At 73.0% G+C, this 22,545-nt stretch carries 21 protein-coding genes and 2 pseudogenes; 11 read left to right on the top strand and 12 right to left on the bottom strand.

Annotated features, from left to right (window positions below; translation table 11 throughout):
- Positions 1-17: 17 nt before the first annotated feature.
- Positions 18-1,286: a TerD family protein gene (locus MQE23_RS39460; RefSeq protein ID WP_051185649.1), complete on the bottom strand. Its 1,269-nt coding sequence runs from the start codon at positions 1,284-1,286 to the stop codon at positions 18-20.
- Between the two features lie 296 nt (positions 1,287-1,582).
- Here MQE23_RS39460 and MQE23_RS39455 point away from each other — a divergent pair, with 296 nt between their 5' ends.
- The 4 genes from MQE23_RS39455 (at position 1,583) to MQE23_RS39440 (ending at position 6,334) form a co-directional block, all read left to right on the top strand.
- Entirely contained in the window at positions 1,583-2,011 is a 429-nt protein-coding gene (locus MQE23_RS39455) for a DUF6643 family protein (RefSeq protein ID WP_020274738.1), read from the top strand.
- Between the two features lie 45 nt (positions 2,012-2,056).
- The gene (locus MQE23_RS39450; protein WP_243381635.1) at positions 2,057-2,884 is read left to right on the top strand and encodes an MOSC N-terminal beta barrel domain-containing protein; all 828 of its coding nucleotides are present in this window, start codon (positions 2,057-2,059) and stop codon (positions 2,882-2,884) included.
- A gap of 173 nt (positions 2,885-3,057) precedes the next feature.
- A complete protein-coding gene (locus tag MQE23_RS39445) occupies positions 3,058-3,663 on the top strand; it encodes a hypothetical protein (protein ID WP_243381634.1) in 606 nt (201 codons plus the stop codon).
- A gap of 229 nt (positions 3,664-3,892) precedes the next feature.
- Positions 3,893-6,334 carry a right-handed parallel beta-helix repeat-containing protein gene (locus tag MQE23_RS39440; RefSeq protein WP_243381633.1) on the top strand — a complete coding sequence of 814 codons (2,442 nt, stop codon included), beginning with the start codon at positions 3,893-3,895 and terminating at the stop codon, positions 6,332-6,334.
- Here the strand turns inward: MQE23_RS39440 and MQE23_RS39435 are convergent.
- Positions 6,304-8,715 carry a hypothetical protein gene (locus MQE23_RS39435; protein WP_243381632.1) on the bottom strand — a complete coding sequence of 804 codons (2,412 nt, stop codon included), beginning with the start codon at positions 8,713-8,715 and terminating at the stop codon, positions 6,304-6,306. The two genes, MQE23_RS39440 and MQE23_RS39435, sit on opposite strands and share 31 nt — an antisense overlap.
- A 281-nt stretch (positions 8,716-8,996) precedes the next feature.
- Here MQE23_RS39435 and MQE23_RS39430 point away from each other — a divergent pair, with 281 nt between their 5' ends.
- Positions 8,997-9,827, top strand: coding sequence for a DeoR/GlpR family DNA-binding transcription regulator (locus tag MQE23_RS39430; protein ID WP_020274732.1), 831 nt, complete (start codon positions 8,997-8,999; stop codon positions 9,825-9,827).
- A 63-nt stretch (positions 9,828-9,890) separates the two neighbouring features.
- Complete coding sequence (locus MQE23_RS39425) at positions 9,891-10,361, top strand: SRPBCC family protein (protein ID WP_037671138.1); 471 nt, start codon at positions 9,891-9,893, stop codon at positions 10,359-10,361.
- Positions 10,362-10,395: 34 nt separating this feature from the next.
- Here the strand turns inward: MQE23_RS39425 and MQE23_RS39420 are convergent, their stop codons facing one another.
- Positions 10,396-11,520, bottom strand: a complete 1,125-nt coding sequence (locus tag MQE23_RS39420; RefSeq protein WP_020274730.1) for a PLP-dependent cysteine synthase family protein — start codon at positions 11,518-11,520, stop codon at positions 10,396-10,398.
- A gap of 402 nt (positions 11,521-11,922) precedes the next feature.
- On the opposite strand from MQE23_RS39420, the gene MQE23_RS39415 reads away from it, so the two are divergent.
- Complete coding sequence (locus MQE23_RS39415; protein WP_020274729.1) at positions 11,923-12,246, top strand: hypothetical protein; 324 nt, start codon at positions 11,923-11,925, stop codon at positions 12,244-12,246.
- Between the two features lie 183 nt (positions 12,247-12,429).
- Positions 12,430-12,963: an ATP-binding protein gene (locus MQE23_RS39410; protein ID WP_243381631.1), complete on the top strand. Its 534-nt coding sequence runs from the start codon at positions 12,430-12,432 to the stop codon at positions 12,961-12,963.
- A gap of 53 nt (positions 12,964-13,016) precedes the next feature.
- Here MQE23_RS39410 and MQE23_RS39405 read toward each other — a convergent pair.
- From MQE23_RS39405 to MQE23_RS39395, 3 genes and pseudogenes are all read right to left on the bottom strand, one after another.
- A pseudogene (locus tag MQE23_RS39405) lies at positions 13,017-13,796 on the bottom strand (ABC transporter permease); the annotation flags it as partial.
- Positions 13,796-14,284 (bottom strand): annotated as a pseudogene (locus MQE23_RS39400) (ATP-binding cassette domain-containing protein); the annotation flags it as partial. The pseudogenes MQE23_RS39400 and MQE23_RS39405, both read right to left, overlap by 1 nt.
- Positions 14,281-14,562: an SHOCT domain-containing protein gene (locus tag MQE23_RS39395; protein ID WP_037671134.1), complete on the bottom strand. Its 282-nt coding sequence runs from the start codon at positions 14,560-14,562 to the stop codon at positions 14,281-14,283. The gene MQE23_RS39395 and the pseudogene MQE23_RS39400, both read right to left, overlap by 4 nt.
- A 186-nt stretch (positions 14,563-14,748) precedes the next feature.
- On the opposite strand from MQE23_RS39395, the gene MQE23_RS39390 reads away from it, so the two are divergent.
- The 3 genes from MQE23_RS39390 to MQE23_RS39380 are packed head-to-tail and all read left to right on the top strand — an operon-like array spanning position 14,749 to position 16,807.
- The gene (locus tag MQE23_RS39390) at positions 14,749-15,312 is read left to right on the top strand and encodes a TetR/AcrR family transcriptional regulator (RefSeq protein ID WP_243381630.1); all 564 of its coding nucleotides are present in this window, start codon (positions 14,749-14,751) and stop codon (positions 15,310-15,312) included.
- Between the two features lie 11 nt (positions 15,313-15,323).
- Positions 15,324-15,902: a DUF4865 family protein gene (locus MQE23_RS39385; protein WP_243381629.1), complete on the top strand. Its 579-nt coding sequence runs from the start codon at positions 15,324-15,326 to the stop codon at positions 15,900-15,902.
- Positions 15,899-16,807, top strand: coding sequence for a phosphotriesterase (locus MQE23_RS39380; RefSeq protein WP_243381628.1), 909 nt, complete (start codon positions 15,899-15,901; stop codon positions 16,805-16,807). Before MQE23_RS39385 ends, MQE23_RS39380 begins: the two co-directional genes overlap by 4 nt.
- 19 nt (positions 16,808-16,826) lie before the next feature.
- Here the strand turns inward: MQE23_RS39380 and MQE23_RS39375 are convergent, their stop codons facing one another.
- The 6 genes from MQE23_RS39375 to MQE23_RS39350 form a co-directional block, all read right to left on the bottom strand.
- Positions 16,827-17,249, bottom strand: a complete 423-nt coding sequence (locus tag MQE23_RS39375; RefSeq protein ID WP_243381627.1) for a PPOX class F420-dependent oxidoreductase — start codon at positions 17,247-17,249, stop codon at positions 16,827-16,829.
- 19 nt (positions 17,250-17,268) lie between these two features.
- On the bottom strand, positions 17,269-18,159 hold the full coding sequence (locus MQE23_RS39370; RefSeq protein ID WP_243381626.1) for an NAD(P)-dependent oxidoreductase: 891 nt from the start codon (positions 18,157-18,159) through the stop codon (positions 17,269-17,271).
- A 224-nt stretch (positions 18,160-18,383) separates the two neighbouring features.
- The gene (locus MQE23_RS39365) at positions 18,384-19,142 is read right to left on the bottom strand and encodes an SDR family oxidoreductase (RefSeq protein WP_020274721.1); all 759 of its coding nucleotides are present in this window, start codon (positions 19,140-19,142) and stop codon (positions 18,384-18,386) included.
- 25 nt (positions 19,143-19,167) lie between these two features.
- Positions 19,168-20,514: an MFS transporter gene (locus tag MQE23_RS39360; RefSeq protein WP_243381625.1), complete on the bottom strand. Its 1,347-nt coding sequence runs from the start codon at positions 20,512-20,514 to the stop codon at positions 19,168-19,170.
- Between the two features lie 76 nt (positions 20,515-20,590).
- Complete coding sequence (locus MQE23_RS39355; protein ID WP_243381624.1) at positions 20,591-21,175, bottom strand: TetR/AcrR family transcriptional regulator; 585 nt, start codon at positions 21,173-21,175, stop codon at positions 20,591-20,593.
- A gap of 119 nt (positions 21,176-21,294) precedes the next feature.
- The gene (locus tag MQE23_RS39350; RefSeq protein ID WP_243381623.1) at positions 21,295-22,536 is read right to left on the bottom strand and encodes an ROK family protein; all 1,242 of its coding nucleotides are present in this window, start codon (positions 22,534-22,536) and stop codon (positions 21,295-21,297) included.
- Positions 22,537-22,545 lie beyond the last annotated feature (9 nt).

Raw genomic sequence — 22,545 nt, 5'->3', positions numbered from 1 at the left:
ACGGCCGCCGGGAGGCGTCACTTCCTGCCGGGGGTCCAGTTCATGCCCCACCCGTAGGCGTAGTCGACGGTCCGCTGCGGGCTCACCCCGCGCTCGGGCACGAGATAGCGCGCCTCGCGCTGTACGACGAGGTCGCCGCCCGTGTTGGTGATCAGGGCGAGCGCGCACACGGGCGAGGGGACGGTGCACTCGTCGAGGAAGAACTCGACGGGGGCGCCGTGCTGCGGCTGGAGGGTGACGGTGGCGTTCAGGTCGGCGAACGACCGGGCGCCTTCGTAGATGGTGACGAAGACGAGGATGCGCCGGAAGGCGTTCTTGCGGTCGAGATTGACGGTGAGGTTCTCACCGGTCGACACGGCGCCGGTGCGGTCGTCGCCGTCGAGGTGGATGTACGGGGGCTGGTGCAGCGCCCCGAAGGCGTTGCCGAGGGCCTGTACGACGCCCTTGCTGCCGTCGGTGAGTTCGTAGAGCGCGCACAGGTCGAGGTCGAGGTCGGAGTGCATCGCGGCCGGGCGGCCGAACTTGCTGCTCCACCCCGAGAACTGCTTGCGCACCTGCCAGTTGAGGTTCACGTGCAGGGTGCCCGAGGTGCCGCCCTGCTTGGTGAGCGACACCGAGGGGGCCGCCTTGGTGAGCGTCACCTTGGTGAGGCGGACGGGCTCGGGCGGTGCCGCCGGGGGCGCGGCCGGCGGGGGCGGCGGGGGCGTGTACGCCGAGGGCGCGGCCACGGGAGCCGCGGCCGGAGTCGGTGCCGGGGCCGCCTGCTGCGGTTCGTCCACCGTGATGCCGTAGTCCGTGGCCAGTCCTTCGAGTCCGCTGCTGTAGCCCTGGCCGACGGCGCGGAACTTCCAGGCGCCCTGGCGGCGGTAGAACTCGCCGAGTACGAAAGCGGTTTCGGTGGTGGCGCCCGGGTTGTCGAAACGGGCGACCGGCGATCCCTGAGTGGTGTCCTGGACCTCGATGTACAGCCCCGGTACCTGCCCGAAGGCGCCGCCGTCGGAGGAGGCGGCGAGGACGATCGTCTCGATCGCGGACTCCACGCGCGTGAGGTCGACGAGGAGCGTGTCGGTCACCCGGCCGCCGGCGGTCCGCTTGCCCTCGTGCCGGATCGCGCCGGAGGAGTGCGCGGGCTGATTGTAGAAGACGAAGTCCGCGTCCGAGCGCACCTTTCCGCTTACCAGCAGCAAAGCGGAGGCGTCGGCGTCGGGCACCCCCGGGCCGGCCCGCCAGCCCAATTCCACGCGCAGCGGCGAGGTGGGCACCGGAGTATTTGAACCTTTCAGCATTTGCACGTCCGCCCCCATTGCGTGTCACCGCGCCAGGCACATCCCGGCCGTCCGTCGAGTTCCGTCCGCACAACCTATTCCTCCCCGCGGCGAACTCCCATGCACCGTCGGCGGAAGACCGGTGGCCAACCTCTGGTAACCCGCCCGGAACTCGGCCTTTACACGATCGGAGCCTTGTTCGGTGCCCCTTTTTGCCGAGTTCGCTCGCATTGGGGATACCGGGTCACTGCGGACACGGAAAACAACCCTCTTATCGGTCTCCCCAACCAGCACATCGTGGGCTTAACTTATGTGCCATGACCTCCCCCCGCTCCACCTATGGCGGCGGCTACTACTCCGCCTCCTTCCCGGACACCCCGATCTACGACAAGCTCGTCGCCGAGCGGGGCACCCCGCAGATCGCCCCGATCCGGGTCCCCGCGCAGTACGACACGCCGGGCGGCAACCTGCCCGCCCTCCCCTCGGCGCTGCCCGCTCTCCCGGCAGCCCCGTCCCAGCCCGCCTACGGGTATCCGCAGGCGCAGCAACCCGCCCCGCTCCAGCAGGCGCCCGCGGCGTACATCCCGCAGCAGGCCACCGCACCGCGCGGCTACCCCGGCCCCCAGCCGCAGCAGCCGCGCCCGGCGGCACCCGCGGGCTACGAGGCGATGCGTCCCGCGGCTCCCCGGCCCGCCCAGGCTCCCTATCAGGACCCGTACAACAACCAGCAGTACCGCGGCTACTGAGCCGCCCGCCCGGGGGCTGTCGGTGCCGGCTGGCACGATGGCCCCATGGGGAACGCACACCTGCACTCGATCCACGTCCATCCGGTCAAGGCGGTCCGGGGCCTCGCGCCCCGGGAGGCCGCCGTGGAGCCCTGGGGACTGGCCGGAGACCGGCGCTGGGTGCTGATCGACGACGGGGGCAAGGTCGTCACGCAACGCCAGCAGCCGCGCCTGGCACTGGCCGTCGCCGAGCTTCTGCCGGACGGCGGCGTCCGGCTGTCCGCGCCCGGCATGGAGCCCCTGACGGTGCCGGTTCCCCGGCCGTTGGGCATGGTGCCGGTGGAGATCTTCCGCGACAAGGTCGACGCGGTCCCCGCCGAGGACGAGGCCTCGCACGCCTGGTGCAGCGCCTATCTCGGCATCGGCGTGCGCCTCGCGTACATGGACGACCCGGCCACGCGCCGGCCCGTCGACCCGGAGTACGCACGTCCCGGCGAAACCGTCTCCTTCGCCGACGGCTTTCCGCTGCTGCTCACCACCACGGCCTCCCTCGACGCCCTCAACGCCCTGATCGCGCAGGGTGACCACGCGGACGAGGGCCCGCTGCCCATGAACCGTTTCCGGCCGAGCGTTGTCGTGGCGGGCACCGACGCCTGGGCCGAGGACGACTGGTCGCGTCTCGCCATCGGGGACGTGTCCTTCCGCGTCGCCAAGACCTGCGGCCGATGCGTGGTGACCACCACCGACCAGGGCACCGGCGAGCGCGGCCGCGAGCCCCTGTACACCCTGGGGCGGCACCGGCGGCTCGGCGGCAAGCTGGTCTTCGGGCAGAATCTGGTGCCCCTGTCCGGGGGCACGATCCGCGTCGGTGACCCGGTCAGGATCCTTGAGTAGGCCGCGCCGGAGGTCCGCACCCGGGCGGGAACCGCCCCGTGCGCCCGGGCGTTGGCCTTGTGTGAGAAGTTCATGAGAGTCGCCGGTGAGAGGTGATTTCGCTCTCTCTTCGCCGGGTCGGCACGTGGACGGCTCCGCCGGGGGTTATCACGGAGCGGAAGGGGGTGCAGGCAGTGCGAGCGATCAGTGGACTCTGGCGCTGGCGGCGCAACCCGCTGTGCCGCGCCACCGATCTGGCCGAGGCCTGGGTGGCGCTGGCGGCCCTGGTGCTGATCCTCCTGGCCGCCCCGGTGGCCGGTTTCCTCGTGGGGGGCGCCGCCCAGGACGCCCTTCAGCGCTCCGTCCGCGAGCAGCACCAAGCGCGGCACCTGGTGACGGCCACAGTGGTCCGCAAGCTCGACCGCTCCCCACTGGACGCCGACCCGGAGACGTCCACGGGCCGGGATCTGCGCACCCGCGTCCTCGCCGACTGGACGGCGCCGGACGGCACCGCGCAGCACGGCTCGGTGCTGGCGAGCCTCAAGGACCCGCAGCAGGGCGACGAGTTCCGGATATGGACCGACCGGCACGGCCGGATGGTGGCCCGCCCCCTCGACTCCGCGACGGCGTCGACGCACGCGGTCCTCGCCGGCTTCGGCGCGGCCCTGGCGGCCGGCGGTCTCTTGGAGGGCGGCAGACGGCTGATCGTCTGGCGCATGGTCCGCCGCCGGTACGCCCGTTGGGACCAGGCATGGGACAAGGCGGGCCCGGACTGGGGCAGGACGGGCACCGGCAGCTGACAGCCTTCCGGCTCTGGTCAACCCACCAGCCGCGCGCACGCTACGGTGGTCCGGCCGAACCGTTCGGCACAACCCGCGCGCGAGCGAGCAGGAGGGGCGCGCCGGTCTCGATGCCGCGTGCGCGCGCAGGCCCCAGGGGCCCGGCACGGTCGCGGTCCCGACACCGGTGGAAGCCGTCCCGAAGGCGAACGAGCCATCAGTACGACCGAGGTGGGGGCACAGCTACACCATGGCACAGGGCACGGTCCAGGTGACGCACACCGGCACGTCGCGGTGGCGGCGCCGCACGGGTGAGTACGCATCGCTTGCCGCTGCCCTGGAGGCCGCGGCCGACGGAGACGTCCTCACGGTCGCCCCCGGCACCTACCGGGAGAACCTCGTCGTGCAACGCGCGGTGACGCTGCGCGGCCCGGAGGGCTCCCCCGGCTCGGTGCGGATCGCGCCCGTGGACGGCGTGCCGCTGACCGTGCGCGCCTCGGCGGTGGTCCAGGACCTGCACGTGGAGGGCCAGGACGCGGCGGCCCCCGCGGTGCTGGTGGAGGAGGGCACGCCGGAGCTGAGCAACGTACGGGTGGTCACGCGGTCGGCGGCCGGGATCGAGGTGCGCGGCAGCGCCCGGCCCACGGTCCGGCGCTGCGCGGTCGACAATCCGGCGGGCATCGGCATCGCCGTGCTCGACGGTGCGGGCGGGGTGTTCGAGGAGTGCGAGGTCGTCGCGGCCGGCCAGGCGGGCGTGGCGGTGCGCGGCGGCGCCCACCCCCGTCTGGAGCGCTGCCGGGTGCACCACACCTCGGGCTCGGGTCTGTCGGCGACCGGGGAGAACTCGGCGCTGGAGGCGGTGGGCTGCGAGATCTACGAGGTCCGGGGCAGCGGTGTGCAGATCACCGGCCGGGCCACCGCGCACCTCACCGACTGCGATGTGCACCGCACGACGGCCGACGGTGTCACGCTCGACACGGACGCGGTGCTGACGCTCGCCGACTGCCGTATCCACGACATCCCGGAGAACGCGGTCGACCTGCGGTCCCGCTCCGTCCTCACGCTGACCCGCACCACGGTGCGGCAGTTCGGGCGCAACGGCCTGTCGGTGTGGGACCCGGGCACACGCGTGGACGCCAACCAGTGCGAGATCTTCGACAGCACGGGCGACTACCCGGCGGTGTGGGTGAGCGACGGCGCCACGGCGGTGCTCGACTCGTGCCGGGTGCACGACGTGCCGGACGCCCTGTTCGTCCTCGATCGCGGCTCGCGCGCGGACGTCGTCGACAGCGATCTGTCGCAGGTGCGCAACACGGCCGTGTCGGTGAGCGACGGGGCGACCGCGCAGCTCGACGACTGCCGGATCCGGGACGCGGCGACGGGCGCCTGGTTCCGCGACCACGGCAGCGGCGGCACCCTCAGCAACTGCACGCTGGACGGCACCCAGACCGGCGTCATCGTCACCAAGGGCGCCGACCCCACGGTGGAGCGCTGCACGATCGACTCGCCCGCGGAAGCGGGGGTGTACGTCTCGGCCGGCGGCCGCGGCAGCTTCCAGAACTGCCGGGTGACGGGCAGCGGGGGCTACGGCTTCCATGTGATCGACGGCAGCCGTACGAGCTTGCGGAAGTGCCGCACGGAGCGTTGCGCGCGCGGCGGTTACGAGTTCGCGGACAGCGGCGCGGACGCGTCGTCCGGGGCGGGCCCCCTGTTCGAGGAGTGCACCAGCGACGAGAGCGCGGGTCTGCGGGCACCGGCGGCGCGGGAGACGGCCGTGCAGACGGTGAGCCACTCCCCCGGCCTGCTGGGCGCGGTCCCGGGTCAGCGCACCGAACCGGAGCCCCCGGTCCCGGCCCCGGTCGCGGAGCCCGAGCAGACGGCCCGCGCCTCCAAGGACGTGCTCGGTGAACTGGACGCGCTGGTCGGCCTGGAGAGCGTCAAACGCGAGGTGCGCGCCCTCACCGACATGATCGAGGTGGGCCGGCGCCGGCAGCAGGCGGGCCTGAAGGCGGCGTCGGTCAAGCGTCACCTGGTCTTCACCGGCTCCCCCGGCACGGGCAAGACGACGGTGGCCCGGCTGTACGGCGAGATCCTCGCGTCGCTCGGTGTGCTGGAGAAGGGCCACCTGGTCGAGGTGTCCAGGGTCGACCTGGTGGGCGAGCACATCGGCTCGACCGCGATCCGCACGCAGGAGGCCTTCGAGAAGGCGCGCGGCGGTGTGCTGTTCATCGACGAGGCGTACGCGCTGTCCCCCGAGGACGCGGGCCGCGACTTCGGCAAGGAGGCCATCGACACGCTGGTGAAGCTGATGGAGGACCACCGGGACGCGGTCGTGGTGATCGTCGCGGGCTACACGGCCGAGATGGAGCGCTTCCTGTCGGTCAACCCCGGGGTGGCGTCCCGCTTCTCACGGACCATCACCTTCAGCGACTACGGCCCCGAGGACCTGCTGCGGATCGTGGAGCAGCAGGCCGAGGAGCACGAGTACCGGCTGGCGGAGGGCGCGGCGCAGGCCCTGCGGAAGTACTTCACGGAAATGCCCAAGGGCCCGGCGTTCGGCAACGGCCGTACCGCCCGGCAGACCTTCGAGGCGATGGTGGAGCGGCACGCGAGCCGGGTCGCCCAGCTCCCCGAGCCGAGCACGGACGACCTGACACTGCTCTACGCCGAGGACCTGCCCGAGCTGCTCTGAGGACCGGCCTCCGCACCCGGCTCGGCCTCCGGGCCCGGGCAGGGCTGCTCGGCCGTGTGACGGGGCGCCGGCAGGCCCGGTCGCAGCCGGGCCAGCAGCTTGCGGCGCTCCTCGGCGAACACCGGATCCGCCTGGTAGTCGGAGTGGCCGAGGATCGGTGCGGGCAGCGGGTGCAGGTCGTTGCGGCCGTAGGAGAGGGGATCCTGCAGTGGCACGTGGTCGACCCCGAGGTCGTGGTTGCCGGGCAGGCGCACCGGGCCGCCGATGGGGTCGGTGAGCCGGTAGAGGTTGCGCCAGCAGTCGACCTCCCGGTGCAGGGAGCCGAGCGCGGCGGGGCCGAAGTGGGCCGGGAACCAGCGGCCGTAGAGCCGCTCCAGCGGGGAGCCGTACGTCAGCAGCGCGACGCGTCGGCGGGTGGACGGGGAGAGCTGCCAGGCCGCGGCGGCGGCGAGCACGCTGCCCTGCGAGTGCCCGGAGATGACCAGCCGTCCGCCGGTGGCGCGGGTCCAGGTCGCGATCCGCCAGGTCAGGTCGGGCACCGAGCGCTCGGCGTAGCAGGGCGGGGCGAAGGGGTGGGCGGCGCGCGGCCAGAAGGTGCCCACGTCCCACAGGATGCCGATGGTGCGGCGGGCCGCGGCGTCCTTGTACGCGCGCCTGCCCCAGGTGACGAACAGTATGAAGCCGAGGCCGATCAGCCAGGAGCCGAGGGCCTGGGCGGTCTCGGCGGCGCCGTGGACGACGGGGTAGGTGCCCTCCGCCGCCTCGCCCGGCGTCTCGTCGGTGGTCAGGGCGCCCACGAGGGCGCCGGCGCCGAGCAGCAGGGTGACGCCGGAGGTGACGGCGACGACGCGGGGTCCCCGGTCGGTGAGGGAGGCCATCGCGCGGGTGTAGGCGATACGGCGGGTGCGGGCGCGGTCCTGGGCCTCGTCCGGGTAGTCGCGGGCCACCGCCTCGCGTTCGGCACCGGCGAGCTGCCAGGCGCGGTGGGCCAGCCAGCCGAAGAGCACCAGCAGCACCACGATCAGGGGCGGGATCACGGACGCCTGCCAGGTCAGCAGGACCGGCGGGCCGTCGATCGACGTCCCGGTGCCGTCCAGCCAGTCGGACACGCGCTGTGACACGCCGCCGGACATCACGCCGCCCAGTGCGCAGGCCAGCATCGCGACGGCCGGTCCGCCGAGGCCCCGCAGCACGGCCCGCCGGTCGGGGTCGGTGCGGTGCAGTGCGTACGCGACGCCGGCGAGGACGATCACGAGCAGGCCCTGGACCAGGGCGAGACCGCCGAAGGTGGCGTCGCCCGGCAGGCGGCCGGCCGACTCCCAGCCGGGGCGCTCCCACCCCGCGTACAGCAGGGCGAGGGCGAGCAGGGCGAGGGCAGCGAGCGGCAGACGTCGTACGAAGCGCTCGTCGAGTTCCCGGTCGATGCGTCTCTCGCTGCGCCCCCGGCGGCACACCACCCAGACCACGGCGACGGCGCAGGCCACCAGAGCGGCCTCCAGGAGCAGGCCCAGGATGTTCAGCACGGCGGGGCCGCCGGGCTCTCGGTCGTGGCGAGCGGCGGCGCTGGCGACCGCGGCGGCGACCGTGACCAGTCCGGCGGCGGTGTGCGCGGCACGGAGCCGGGCCACCAGCCGGCGTCCGTACCAGAAGCCGGGCCGGCCCAGCGCGGACGGACCGTCGCCGTCCTCGTCGGGCTCGGGGTCGCGGGCCGGCGGCTGCTGGGACTCGTAGTCGCTCCAGGTGCGCCGGGACAGGTACCACAGCAGACCGGTCAGGGCGGTCGGGACGAAGGACGCCAGGGCGAGTCTGCGGCCGGGGCTGCTCCACCAGCCGCCGTCCGAGACGGTGGGTGAGAGGAAGCCCAGCCAGGAGTGCCGGTCGGCGCACGCGCGCGTGCCCGCGCACTGCCAGGCCGCCAGGTCGAGGGCGACCTCGCAGGCCGCCGCGACGAGCAGCACCGTCAGGGTGAGCCCCGCAAGCCGCACCAGGAGGCCGTACAGGCGCACGGTGCGGCGGCGGCCCCGGGCGTTGGGGCGCATCCAGTGGGCGAGGTTGACGACCATGAACGGCAGCAGCAACAGCCACAGGGCGCGGGTGCCGTTGCCGGAGGTGAGGTTGCACCAGACGTAGGCCTCGGGCACCGGTCCGTCGCGGCGGCGGCCGTCGGGGCTGGTCTCCGCGTCGACGTCGTCGGCGCGCCGGAAGACGGCCGCGATGCCGTCGCCGGTGATCCGCACCGTGCGCGGATCGTCGAGCATCTCCTGCGGCGTGGTGCCGCCCACGCCGTGGACCAGGAGTTCCAGGGCGGTCCCCGTCTCACCGGGCCGCCGGGCAGGCCGGTCCGGCCCGCCGGTCGAGGCCTGTTCCTGCGCACGTTCCACTGATTCGCACTTCCCCCGTGACACGCCGTCGGCTCTGTCCGTGCGGGCACAAGGATCTCCACTTCTGCGGCGCCGCACACCTCCTGTCACGGAATCTCCCCGATCCGTGACCATGCGGAGAGCTGCAGGTGACATGTGCGCGACGAGCAGTCGGTGGCGCCACCGGCTCCGCGACATGCGAGGATGAGGCGTCCGCGCACCGGAGCCGGGGAGAATGTCCTGGTTGAGGCAGGTGTGCTGGGCCTGACGGACGGCATTGAGGCGAAAGGACCGGAGCGTACGTGAGCGAGAATCAGAACCTCCTCGCGGAGCAGCGGCGATCCCTGATCCTCGACGAGGTCCGCCGCCGGGGCGGGGTCCGGGTCAACGAGCTGACCCGCAAGCTCGGCGTGTCGGACATGACGGTCCGCCGCGACCTCGACGCGCTCGCCCGTCAGGGCGTGCTGGAGAAGGTGCACGGCGGCGCGGTCCCGGTGGTCGAGGCGAGTACGCACGAACCGGGCTTCGAGGCCAAGTCGGGGCTGGAGCTGACCGCCAAGGAGGACATCGCACGGGCGGCGGCCAAACTGGTCGCGCCGGGCGCCGCGATCGCCCTGTCCGGCGGCACGACGACGTACGCGCTGGCGCAGCAGCTGCTGGACGTGCCGGACCTGACGGTGGTCACCAACTCGGTGCGGGTGGCCGACGTCTTCCACGCGGCGCAGCGCACCACGGGTCCCCGGCAGGGCGCGGCCACGGTCGTGCTGACCGGCGGTGTGCGCACCCCGTCCGACTCACTGGTGGGGCCGGTCGCCGACCAGGCGATCGCGGCCCTCCACTTCGACCTGCTCTTCCTCGGGGTGCACGGCATATCGGTCGAGGCCGGCCTGTCCACGCCGAACCTCGCGGAGGCGGAGACGAACCGGCGGCTCGTGCAGTCGGCCCGGCGGGTCGTGGTGGTCGCCGACCACACCAAGTGGGGCAAGGTGGGCCTGAGTTCGTTCGCCTCGCTGGAGCGGATCGACACGCTCGTGACGGACGCCGGTCTGCCGGACGAGGCGCGCGGTGTGGTCGTGGAACACCTGCGACGGCTGGTGGTGGCCGGGGAGCCCGAGGAAGGGGCAGACATCTGACGGGCCGCCAGCTAGGGTGACGCTGCCGGTCACCGCCCGCTCCCGTCCAGGAGGGCTTCGTCCATGGCTCACCGTCTGCGCCCGGTGGGGCTCGACTTCGTCGGGACCGCGCCCGTACGGCACGTCTCCGTGCGGGAGATCTCCGCTCCGGTGGAGGCCGTCTACCGGGCGCTGGAGGACGTGCCCGGCTGGGCCGACTGGTTTCCCCAGGTGACAGCCGCCCGCCCGATCGACGACGGGAAGGGCCGCGACATCCGGCTCATGGGAGGCGTCCGGTTCCGGGAGTCGGTCATCGCGGCGCAGGAACCCGAGGTGTACGCCTATCGCGTCGACGTCACCAACGTGCCCGGGGTGCGCGCGATCGCCGAGGAGTGGCGGCTCGCCCCGGCCGGTACCGGCACGCGGGTGCAATGGACGTTCGCGACCGACGGGACGGCGGCGTACCGGCTCGCCATGAAGCCGGTCCGGGCGGCTCAGGCCAAGGCCTTCCGGGACGCCGTCACGGCGCTGGACCGGAGGCTGATGGCGTCGTAGCGCCGCGGGCCCCGGCAGGGTTCGGGAGGTCTTCTCAGTCGGGCCAGACGCCCGTCTCCAGCAGCGAGTCGATCGCGGCCGTGTACGGCCCGATGTCCAGACCCTGGGCGGCCAGCCAGGTGTCCGAGTAGTACTTGTCGAGATACCGGTCCCCCGGGTCGCACAGCAGCGTCACGACACTCCCCTGCCGTCCCTCGGACACCATCTCCGCGGCGATCTTCAGCGCGCTCCACAGGCCCGTGCCGGTCGAGCCGCCCCCCTTGCGGCCGATGGCGCGCTCCAGTGCCCTCACCGCGGCGACGCTGGCCGCGTCGGGCACCTTCATCATCCGGTCGATCGCGCCGGGCACGAAGCTCGGTTCCATACGGGGCCGGCCGATGCCCTCGATCCGGGAACCGCAGTCGCAGGTGACGTCCGGATCGCCGGTGGTCCAGCCCTCGAAGAAACAGGAGTTCTCGGGGTCGGCCACGCAGACGCGCGTGTCGTACTGCATGTAGTGCACGTAGCGCGCGAGGGTCGCCGAGGTGCCGCCGGTGCCCGCCGTGGCGACGATCCACGCCGGCTCGGGGAACCGCTCCCTGCGCAGCTGCCGGAAGATGGACTCGGCGATGTTGTTGTTGCCGCGCCAGTCCGTGGCCCGTTCGGCGTAGGTGAACTGGTCCATGTAGTGGCCCCCGGTCTCGGCCGCGAGGCGGGCGGACTCCTCGTACATCGTGCGGGGGTCGTCCACGAAGTGGCAGCGGCCGGCGTGGAACTCGATGAGGCGGATCTTCTCGGCGCTGGTCGTGCGGGGCATGACGGCGATGAAGGGCACGCCGATGAGCTTGGCGAAGTACGCCTCGGAGACGGCCGTCGAGCCGCTGGAGGCCTCGATCACCGGGCGGCCCGGGCGGATCCAGCCGTTGCACAGGCCGTAGAGGAAGAGCGAACGGGCGAGCCGGTGTTTGAGGCTGCCGGTGGGGTGGGTGGACTCGTCCTTCAGGTACAGGTCGACGCCCCACCGCTCGGGCAGGGGGAACTGGAGGAGGTGCGTGTCGGCCGAGCGGTTGGCGTCGGCCTGGACTCTGCGGACGGCCTCTTTCAGCCATGCGCGGTAGGCGGCGTCGCTGTGGTCGACGTCGAGGGTCACACCGGTCCGGGTCTGCTGGGGAGTGCTCACGAGGGGGCTCCTAACGCTGCGCGCCGACGACGCGTCGCGCGGCCGACACCCCGATCATATGCACCTTCCCCACGCTTCTCACCTGCATAAACGCACCTTTGAGCCCCCCAAAGCGCCCCCTGGGGCAGGGCCCGGGGCAAGGGGGCGCGCGGTCCCGGGGGCGCACTTGCGTGTGTGCTCCGGGCGCCCCCTGGAGAGGGGGTCTGCTGTACTGGTGCTCGACGCCGGGTGGGGGCAGACTTCAACCGCGGGACCGGGGCCCCGGACGGGGTACCGGCAGGGGTAGGGCGCACCACCGGAGCGAGTCTCCGGACAGGGGCACACTGGATCAGGACACGAGCCTGTGCCGGTACCGCGCAGCGGGCGGGCCGGTGCACCGACGCGCACAAGGGGGCGGGTGGCATGGCGGAGCCGGAGTTCAGGGCCACGGGCGTGCGGATCGGGAAGCGGCTGCGTTCGCTCACCCGGGCCGGACAGGTCCGAATCAGCGACGGCCGGCTCGAGCTGCTGACCAGCTACGGCAGTGAGATCGACAGCGCGCCGGTGCAGGCGGTGCGCGCTTCCAAGCCCTGGTTCGGCCCCGATGACCGGGCCACGGCGGATCTCAACGGCAACCGCTACCAGCTCACCCTGGGCGACCACGATCCCGCTCCGGGCGAGCCGGGGCCGCCGGCGGCACGGCGCTTCATCGAGGCCGTGCGCAGGGCGGCGGGGCGCGGCGGCTGAGATGTCCGCGAGTTGCGGTACCCCACCCCCTGCGTCACTCTGGTCTCACGTCACTCTGGGTTTACCGGCGATAACGCTGCGAACCAGCCCGCCGGCCACGACAGCGGGCGACAGCGTCACGAAGGCGCCCTGCTGGATCCGAACTCCGTGTTCTTCCGGACCTCACGTCGGGGAGTCGCAGCCGTGATCAGCTACCCAAGCAGGCACTGCACGGTGGAGCTCCAAGCCCTGCCGTCGCGGATCGGCCAGGTCCGCAGAATCGTCTCTGCGCAGTTGCGCTACTGGCATCTGGACGCTCTGATCGACCGGGCCTCGCTCGGGGTGACGGAGCTGTTGTCCAACGTCCACCGGCATGCCCAGCCCGACAAGACGTGCACCGTGGAGATAGAGCTGCTGCTCGACCGGCTCACGGTCTCGGTGCGCGACCACGACCCTCGGATGCCCGTGGTCGACGACGCCGAGCCGCTGGCGACCTGTGGGCGCGGGCTCGCGATGGTGGCCGCCATGAGCGAGAGCTGGGGCGTCCGGCCGGACGGCGAGTCCGGCAAGGTCGTCTGGTTCACCCTCCCGACGTCCTCCGCCGCGGTCGCGGCGCCGTCGCGCCGGGCGCGGCGCACGGTCCTGGAGAAACCCGCGCGCAGGTTCGCGGAGGTCGGGCACGCCGCCGACGGGCTGCTGCCCGAACATGCTCCCGCCCGGTCCGCCGTTGCCGGTTGACCGGGCGGTGACCACCGTTCGCACGGGGGTCGCGTGGGCGGACCTCTCGTGCGTCACTCGGTGGCGATGGCGCGCAGCACGTCCAGGCGTGCCGCGCGCCGGGCCGGCCGCAGCCCCGCGAGGGCTCCGGCCGCGAGACCCACGAGGGCCACGACCGCCGGCTGCGCGGGCGGCACGGCGAAGGCGAAGGCGCTGTCACTGGCGCCGTCCGAGGCCCTGACGAGGACCCAGCCGAGGAAGGCGCCGAGGGCGAGCCCGCCGGCCGTACCGAAGGCGGCGACCAGCACCGACTCCCAGCGGACCATGGCCCGCAGCTGGGAGCGGGTCTGGCCGACGGCCCGCAGCAGGCCGAGTTCACGGGTGCGTTCGTGCATCGCCAGGGTCAGGGTGTTGGCGATGCCGAGGAGCGCGATGACCACGGCGAGGGCGAGCAGGGCGTAGACCGGGGTGAGCATCATGTCGACGCCGCCGGCCGAGGACTGCGCGTACTCGTCGCGGGTCTGGACCTCCGGGTTGCCGTACCGGGCGGCGGTCTTCTCCACCGCCGCCTTGCCCGCGTCCGTGCTCACGCCGTCCTCGAACGTGACGGCGACGAGGGTGTCGGAGTCCTGGGTGCGGTGCGGGGCCCAGGCGGCGCGGGTGATGACGTAGTCACCGGCGAGTTCGGACTGCCCGTAGACCGCGCGGACGGTGAACGTCTCCTTCCTGCCGTCGGTGAAGGTGAGCTGTGCCTTCTCGCCGGTGGTGAGGTGCTGCCTGTCGGCCTCCTCTTCGGTGATGGCGATGCCGTCGGCGCCGAGGTCGCGCAGGGAGCCGTCGATCATGCCGAGGTCGCCACGGCCACGCGTTGTTGCTGTCCACCGGAGAGTTCGGCGGGCCGGTGGTGGAGCCGGTCACGCAGTCCGACGACGTCGATCAGCGCGTCGATCCACTCCGGATCGCCCCGGCCGCCCGCCAGGTCCAGGGGCAGCCTGATGTTCTCCGCGACGGTGAGGGTCGGCACCAGGTTGTACGCCTGGAAGACGAAGCCCACGCGGTCGCGGCGCAGGAGCGTGAGGCGGCGGTCGTCGAGACCGCCCAGGTCGGTGTCGCCGATGTGGGCGGTGCCCGAGGTGAGCGTGTCCAGACCGGCCGCGCAGTGCATCAGGGTGGACTTGCCGGAGCCCGAGGGCCCCATGATCGCGGTGAAGCGGCCGGCCGGGAAGCTCACGGTCACGCCGTCGAGAGCGCGTACGGCGGTGCCACCACCGCCGTACACCTTCACCGCATCGACGACCCGGGCGGCGGGCCGCGTGGCCGTCGTGGCGGTCGTCGTGGTCATGCCGCACCTCCCTTGCGGCCGAACTCCTCGCTCAGCACGGACAGCCGGCGCCAGTACTCGTCCTCGTCGATCTCGCCGGAGGCGAAGCGGTGTCCGAGGACGGCGATGGGCGAGTCGTTCCCGACCGGGGGCTGCCGCCAGGGACCGCCGCGGCGGCCGCGCCACACCGTGCGGCGCAGCAGCGCGATGCCGCCGCCGATGACCAGGGCCCAGATCACCGGGAAGAGCAGGATCCACGGGCCGGGACCGCCGTCACCGAAGTTCGCCAGGGTCTGCATGTCGTCCAACTCCTCGGATGCTGTGCTGCCATGTCCTGTCTGTGCTTCCGAGAGTCGTCCCGCGAGGGGTCCCCGGTCGTCGTACGGCCAGCGGCACTGCGCGTACCTCGCGGGGAGTAGGCGGGCGGGTCCCGGGTGCTCCCCGCGGTCTCGACTTCTGTAACTACTGGTATGTACAGTTAGGTCATGAGCACCTCGGAACGGCTGATCGAGTCCACGCGCGAGCTGCTGTGGGAGCGCGGCTACGTCGGCATGAGCCCCAAGGCGATCCTGGAGCGCGCGGGCGCCGGGCAGGGCAGCATGTACCACCACTTCAAGGGCAAGCCCGACCTCGCGCTGGCCGCGATCCGGCGGACCGCCGAGGAGATGCGGGCTACCGCAGCGGGAGTACTCGACCGCCCGGGAACGCCGTACGAGCGCATCGAGGCGTATCTGCGGCGCGAGCGGGACGTGCTGCGGGGCTGCCCCATCGGCCGGCTGACCATGGACCCGGACGTGATCGCCAGCGCCGAGCTGCGCGCCCCGGTCGACGAGACGCTCGACTGGATCCGGGAGCGGATCGCAGGGATCGTCGACGAGGGCAAGGAGCAGGGCCAGTTCGCGCCCTCGCTGGACGGCGGGGAGATCGCCGCGGCGGTCGTCGCGACCGTCCAGGGCGGATACGTTCTGGCCCGCGCCTCCGGCTCCCCCGCCGCGTTCGACGCGGGGGTGCGGGGGCTGCTGTCCCTGCTGGCACCCCGTTCCGCCTGAGGAGGGCCTGAATGCACGCCATGCAGTACGAGCTCACCCTGCCCGCCGACTACGACATGGGAGTCATCCGCGACCGGGTCGCCCGCCGGGGGCGGCTGCTCGACGACTGGGACGGGCTCGGCTTCAAGGCCTATCTGGCGCGCGAGCGCGGTCTGTGCGGCTCGCCGGTCAACCAGTACGCGCCCTTCTATCTGTGGAACACCGTCGACGGCATGAACGCCTTCCTCTGGGGCGGCGGGTTCCAGGGGCTCAGTGACGACTTCGGGCGGCCGTCCGTACGGCAGTGGACGGGGCTCGCGTACGAGGAAGGGGGCGGTGCGCACCCGCGGTTCGCGGTACGGCGGCGCCAATCCGTCCCCGCCTCGGGGCCGTTGGCCGAGGCGGTGGAGGACGCGGTGCGGGAGGCGCGGCGGCTGGCTGCGGAGGACGGGGCCCTGCTCGCCGCGGCCGCCGTCGACACGAGCCGCTGGGAACTGGTGCACTTCTCCCTCTGGGAGCACGACACGCCCAACGCCGATGGCGACGTGTTCGAGGTGCTGCACCTGTCGGCACCGGGCCGGGACAACCTGCCCCGGGGGCGCCGGTGGTGAGCGCGGTCCGCACGGTCCTGGGGGACGTGCCGCCCGCGGACCTGGGCGTGTGCGACGCCCACGACCACCTGTTCTTCGGCAGTCCCCGGCTGCCCGGCCAGGAGCTGCGCAGCGTGGTGGCGGCGCGGGCGGAGCTGGTCGCGTTCCGGGAGCAGGGCGGTGGTGCCGTGGTGCAGTGGACGCCGTACGGGCTCGGGCGGCGGGCCGCCGATCTGCCGCCGCTGTCCCGGGAGACCGGGGTTCACGTGGTGGCGGCGACCGGGCTGCACCAGGCCGTCCACTACGACGAGGGCACGCTGAAGGGGCTGCGCGGCCGGCTCGCCGACGTCTTCGTCTCCGAACTCACCGAGGGCATCGGCACGTCGGGCGTGCGGGCGGGGCTCGTCAAGGTCGCGGGCGGTTTCCACGCCCTGGACGCGCACGCCCGCTGGACCATGACGGCGGCGGCCGAGGCGCATCACGCCACGGGCGTGACCATCGCCGTGCATCTGGAGCTGGGCACCGGTGCCCTGGACGTACTGGATCTGCTGTGCGGGGAGTTGGGAGTGCCGCCGCATCGCGTGGTGCTCGGGCACCTCAACCGCTTCCCCGACCTCGTGCTGCACCGGCAGGCCGCGGAGTCCGGCTGCTATCTGGCCTTCGACGGCCCGTCGCACGCCCACCACGCGACGGACTGGCGGATGCCCGACGCCGTACGAGCCCTCGCCGACGCCGGGTTCGGCGACCGGCTGCTGCTGGGCGCGGACACCACGACGGCCGCCGCCCGCTCGGTGGGCGGCGGCCCCGGGATGCCACATCTGCTGCGCCGGGTGCGCCCGCGGCTCGTCCGGGCGGTGGGCGAAGACCTGGTGGGGCGCGTCCTCACGGAGAACCCGGGCCGGGCGTTCGCGGTGCCGTGGCGCTGACGGGCGTGGTCCGCCGGTCTCAGCCCGCGGCCTGGTCGTTGTCCTTCATCTCGCCCCAGCCGTGCCAGCGCTCGACCTCGATCCAGGCGCTGACCCGGGGCCGGACGCGGTTGGGGTAGGGCTTGCCGCCGTAGTGCCGGGAGAGCAGGTCGATGTCGGTCAGGTCCTTGTCGTCGTACATCTCGGTGACGCGGCCGATGAGGGTGATGTGGGTGTACCAGTTGTCGTCGGCGAGGACGGTGAGTGTCACGCGCGGGTCGCGGCGCAGGTGCTTCAGGCGGACCCGGCCCTTGTCGAGGTTGATCAGCACCCGGCCGTCCTTCCACGCGTACCACGTGGCGGTGGAGACCGGTGTGCCGTCGGAGCGCAGTGTGGCCATGACGCACGGGTTGGGCCGGCTCAGCAGGGCTTCGGCCTCGGGCGGCAGCGGCGGCTTGGACATGGGGGAACCTCCCGGGTGATCAGGCGGACGGGTTTTCGTCGAAACTCGCGAAGTAGGCGGCGGCCATGTCCTCGTCGCCGTGGCCCTGGGCGGCGGCACGCTCCATGCGGGCGGCGGCGGCTTCGGCCACGTCCAGGCGGACGCCGTGGTCCGCACCGGCCTCGACGATGAGGCGGGCGTCCTTGGCGGCGGTGGTCACCGCGAACTGGGGCGGTGTGAGCCGGCCTTCGAGGACCAGCCCGGACTTGGCGTGCAGATAGCCCATGTCGAGCGGGCCGCCGGCGATGAGGTCGAGGAAACCGCGCGGGTCGATGTCGAGGCCCTTCGCCAGTGCCAGGGCCTCGCCTGCGGCTGCGGTCACGGCGAGGACCCAGCTGTTGGCGACCAGCTTCAGCCGGGTGGCGCCGCCGGCCGCCCCGTCCTCGCCGGCCCACACAGTGCGGGCGCCGACGGCGTCGAAGACGGGCGTCACCGTCTCCCGGCCCTCGACGGGGCCGGCGGCGAGCACGGTCAGCTGCCCGGCCTCGGCGGGCTGGCGGGTGCCCAGGACGGGCGCGTCGTAGAAGACCAGGCCGTGTTCGCGGGCGAAGGCGGCGAGGTCGCCGATGGCCTCGACGCCGGCGGTCGTGGACTGCACCCAGGCGGCGCCCGGGCGCAGGGCGGGGGCCGCCTCCCGCATCGTGTCCAGGGCGGCGGGGCCGTCGTAGAGCATGGTGAGGACGACGTCGGTGTCCCGGACCGCCTGCGCGGGGGTGTCGGCGATGTGCACGCCCTCGGCGGCCAGCGGCTCGGCCTTGGCACGGGTGCGGTTCCAGGCGTGGACGGTGTGCCCGGCGCGCGCCAGGTTGCGGGCCATCGCGGCGCCCATGATGCCGGTGCCCAGGACGCTCACGGTGAGCTTGTCGGTCATGACGTCAACTTCCTCGTTCGTACGGTGCGGGCGAGCCGCCTGCGGTCCAGCCTGCCCGCTCAGGCGCGAGCCTTCCCGGAAGCGGCGCGGGCAAGCCCTTCCAGCCGTGCCCGATGCCCGTCGGGCACCGGATTCGGTCTGCCGGACCAGTTCGGCGGCGGGGCGGCCGATCCGGTCCTCGGAGATGCCACGCCTTCGAGCGTGCCCCGCCACGCCACGGACCCTCAGGCCGAGGATCCACTGTCGATGACCAGGTCGGCGCCGACCACCGCACCGGCCGCGGGCGAGGCGAGATAGAGCACCGCGGCCGCCACTTCTTCGGCCTCCGCGACCCGGCCGAGCGGGTTCTCCGTCTTCATGCGCCGGGCACGGTCGGCCTCGGTCTCGCCGGGCCGCAGCGACATGGGAGCGGCCGAGGCACCGGGGCTGACCGCGTTGATGCGGATGCCCTGGTGGATGTGGTCGAGTGCGGCGGCCCGGGTCAGCGCGGAGACCGCCGCCTTCGACGCGATGTACGCGGCGGCGTTGGGGATGCGCCGGTGTGCTCCCAGGTTGGAGGAGATATTGACGATGGTGCCACCGCCGTTCTCCTTCATGTGCGCGATCTCGTGCTTCATGGCCAGCCAGACCCCGGTGACATTGGTCCGCAGCACCGCGTCCCAGTCCTTCTCGCTCACCTCTCCGACGGGCACGGTGCCGCGGAGTATCCCGGCGTTGTTGACCGCGATGTCCAGCCCGCCGAAGCGGGTAACGCTCTCGCACACAAGGCTTTGGAGCTGGTCGGAGTCGGTGACATCGGCGGTGACGGCGGTGGCTGCGCCGCCGACGGCCTCGATGAGACCGGCCGTCTCGTCCAGGGAGGCCGCGGTGCGCCCGGCGACGACCACGGATGCGCCCTCGGCGGCGAATGCGAGCGCCATCGCCCGGCCGAGGCCGGAGCCTGCGCCGGTGACGAGGACGGTCTTGCCGGTGAAGCGGTTCATTTCGATGACTCCCTTGAACGATGGGTTACTTGGTGCGGTGGGTCAGGAGGGCGACGGCGGCGAGAGCAACCCCGGTCGAGGCCAGGGAGGAGGCATCGCCGCCGAGCGTGAGCAGGATCGCGAACAGGACCGTCGGACCGGATTCCATCGCCGTGTTCAGCACGCCGCCCGCGAGCCCGGTCTGGTGCTGCGGCACCCCTTCCGTGGTGAGTACGGCGGCTCCTGCGAAGACGGCCGCCGTGCCGGCCGGCAGCAGCACGAGGCCCGGCAACAGTCCAGACCCGTACGGGATGTGTGCGTCGGTACCGGTGAGCGCGAGGAGGGCGAGCCCGGCCGCGCCGACGGCGAGCCCGGCGACTGTGACGGTTCGGACCCCGTGCCGGCCGATGAGATGTCCTGCCACGCGGCCCGAGACGATCAGCGCAACAGCGAACGGTAAGAACGCCGCCGAGGTCCGCAGCGGTGACCAGTCGCGCACCTGCTGGAGGTGGAGTGAGAGGACCACGAAGGTCATCGAGGTTGCGCAGGCGCTCAGTGCGATGGCAGCGAGGGCGAGGACGCGCCGCCGGTCGAGCAGGAAGCGGGGCGGCAGCAGTGGGTCGCGGGCGCGGCGCTCGGCATACCGGAACCCGACCAGCAGCGCGGCCCCGGCGAGCAGTGGCACGAGCACGCCGGCCGACCACCAGGGGCGGGTGTCGGTGACGACGAGCCCGTAACTGGCCAGGGTGATCCCGGTGGTGGCGAGAAGAGCACCCGGCAGGTCGAGAGTCCTGCCCCGGCTCGGCATGGTGTCCGGCAGTAACCGGGGCGTGAGGGCGAGGGCCGCGAGGGCCACCACGAGCGGTACGGCGAAGATGCAACGCCAGGACCACAGCGCCGAGATGACGCCGGAGAGCAGGTTGCCCGCGGTCGCGCCGAGTACCGAGAGCCCGCCCCAGGTGGCCATCGCCCCGCTGTATGCGGCGGCGGAGGGCAAGGCGGCGCGCAGCACGGCCATGGCGGCGGGCGCGATCAGAGCCGCCCCCGCGCCCTGCGCGAAGCGCGCGGCGAGCAGAGTCCCGGTGCCGGGGGCGAGCGGGGCGACGGTCAGAGCGGCGGCAAAGAGGACGAGGCCCGCGGTGAGGGCGCGCCGCCCGCCGTAGCGGTCGGCGAGGCGTCCGCCGAAGAGCAGCAGTCCGGCAAAGGTCAACCCGTAGGCGGCGCTGAGCAGGATCAAGTCGGCGCGCTGCAGGCCGAATTCGTGCCCGATGGCGGGCAGCGGTACGGCGATCGAGGCAAGCGTGAAGATCAGCGTGGTCTGGACGCTGCCGAGGAGGACGAAGACGCACCGCTGCTGTGTGGCGGCAGCGGCTGCGGCGTCCGTGGCGGTCATGCTCCCCCCTGGTTTTTGACCGATCAGTCCAGTATTTGGCACGCCGAAGGCCGCCCGGTGCTGCGGCGGGTGTCGTTCAGTCCAGCAGGGCCAGCGCCTGCTCGGCCGCGTCCCGCACCCGGGCGGGGTCGTTCGACGCCTTGCCGACGACGCGCAGACCCTGCAGCAGGACGAACAGCATGCGAGCCAGCGCGCGCGGATCACGGTCCTCGGGCAGCTCACCCTGAGCCTGGGCGCGTACGAGCGCGGAGTGCAGTGGGGTCTCGACGTGCTCCCAGCTGATCTCGACCCGGCGGGCCGCCGCGGGATCGTGCGGGGCCAACTCGGCTGCGGTATTGGTGACGAAGCAGCCGTTCAGCCGGCCTTCCGGGGATGCGGCCTCAGCGGCGAAGCGGCGCACCACCGCCCGCACCGCGGGCAGTGCGGGGCCCGGCTGGGACAGCTCGGCCAGGAGAAGCGGGTCGCGCATCTCGGCGTACCGGTCCATGGCTTTCAGGTACAGCTCGTGCTTACTGCCGAAGGTTGCGTAGATGCTGGCCCGACCGATGCCGAGGTGCTCGACGAGGTCACTCATCGACGTCGCTTCGTAGCCGCACCGCCAGAACAGCTCGAGGGCCGACTGCAGTGCGGCGTCCGGATCGAATTCCTTGGTCCTGGCCACACCGAAGACCATAGGCGTATCCAGAACGGTCGGTCAAATAAATGCGAGCGCGCGCCGGCCGGTGGTGTGCTGCCCGACGATTACGGGAGGGAGTTGAGAGACGCCATCGGTCACACTGCCTACGTGAGCGCCCCGAGCGGATCGTCCAGCACCGGCTGCCACGCCAGTTCCGCGGCGCCGACCAGGCTGTTGTGGTCGAGGGTGCACGGCAGGATGGGGACGCCGCCGCTCTGGCCCCACAGGCTGCGGTCGGCGACGACGGCGCGGAGGCGGTCGGGGTCGGCGTCGAGGAGGGTGCGGTGCAGGCCGCCGAGGATGATGCGGTCGGGGTTGAGGATGTTGACGAGACCGGCGAGTCCGAGGCCGAGCCGGTCGATGAGGGTCTCGGTGGCGGTACGCACACCCGGGTCGTCGTAGTGGTGGCGGACGAGGTCGATGGACTGCTGGAGCAGGGACACCTCGGGGCCGGGTTCGCGGCCCGCCGCCGTGAGGAAGGCCAGTGGATCGGTCTCCACGTCCAGGCAGCCGCGGCTGCCGCAGTGGCAGGGGCGGCCCTCGGGGTGCACGGTGAGGTGGCCGACCTCCAGCGCGAGGCCCGAACTGCCCCGGTGCAGGCGGCCGTCGAGGACGAGTGCGCCGCCGACGCCCCGGTGGCCGGTGGCCACGCACAGCAGATCGCGGGCACCGCGCCCGGCGCCGTGCCGGTGCTCGGCGAGCGCGGCGAGGTTGACGTCGTTCGCGGCGAACGCCGGTCCGTCGAGGCCGGCCGCGCGCACCTGCTCGGCGAAGATGTCCCTGACGGGCGCGCCCGCGGGCCAGGCCAGGTGCAGCGGGTTGAGCGCCAGGCCTTCGGGTTCGGCGACCGCGGACGGTACGGCGAGTCCCGCGCCCACGCACCGGCGTCCGGTCTCCCGCAGCAGCTCGGCGCCCGCCGTGACGACGGAGGCGAGCACTTTCGCCGGGTCGGCGTCGACGACCTCGCAGCCCGGCGCGGTGGCCACGATCCGGCCGCCCAGCCCGACCAGCGCCGCCCGGAACCCGTCGGCGTGCACCTGCGCGGCGAGCGCGACGGGCCCGTCCTCGGCGATGGCCAGCTTGTGCGAGGGCCGGCCCTGCGAGCCCGCTGCCGCGCCGGGCCGGGCGTCGACCCGGATCAGCCCGAGCGCCTCCAGTTCGGCGGCGACCGCTCCGGCCGTCGCCCGTGTCACCCCGAGTTCGGCGGTGAGCACGGCCCGGGTCGGCGCGCGTTCGGTGTGCACGAGCTCCAGCGCGGGCCCGAGGGCTCCGCGCCCCCGGTCCAGCCGCGTCCTCGTCGAGGTGCTCCCATCCCCCGCCGGCCGGGGGTCCGCCTTCCCGCTCATGAGGGCGAG

The sequence above is a fragment of the Streptomyces sp. HP-A2021 genome (assembly GCF_022807935.1).
Lineage (GTDB): Bacteria > Actinomycetota > Actinomycetes > Streptomycetales > Streptomycetaceae > Streptomyces > Streptomyces afghaniensis.
Note: the sequence above shows the minus strand (reverse complement) of the source record. Positions and strands in the feature narration are given on the sequence as shown.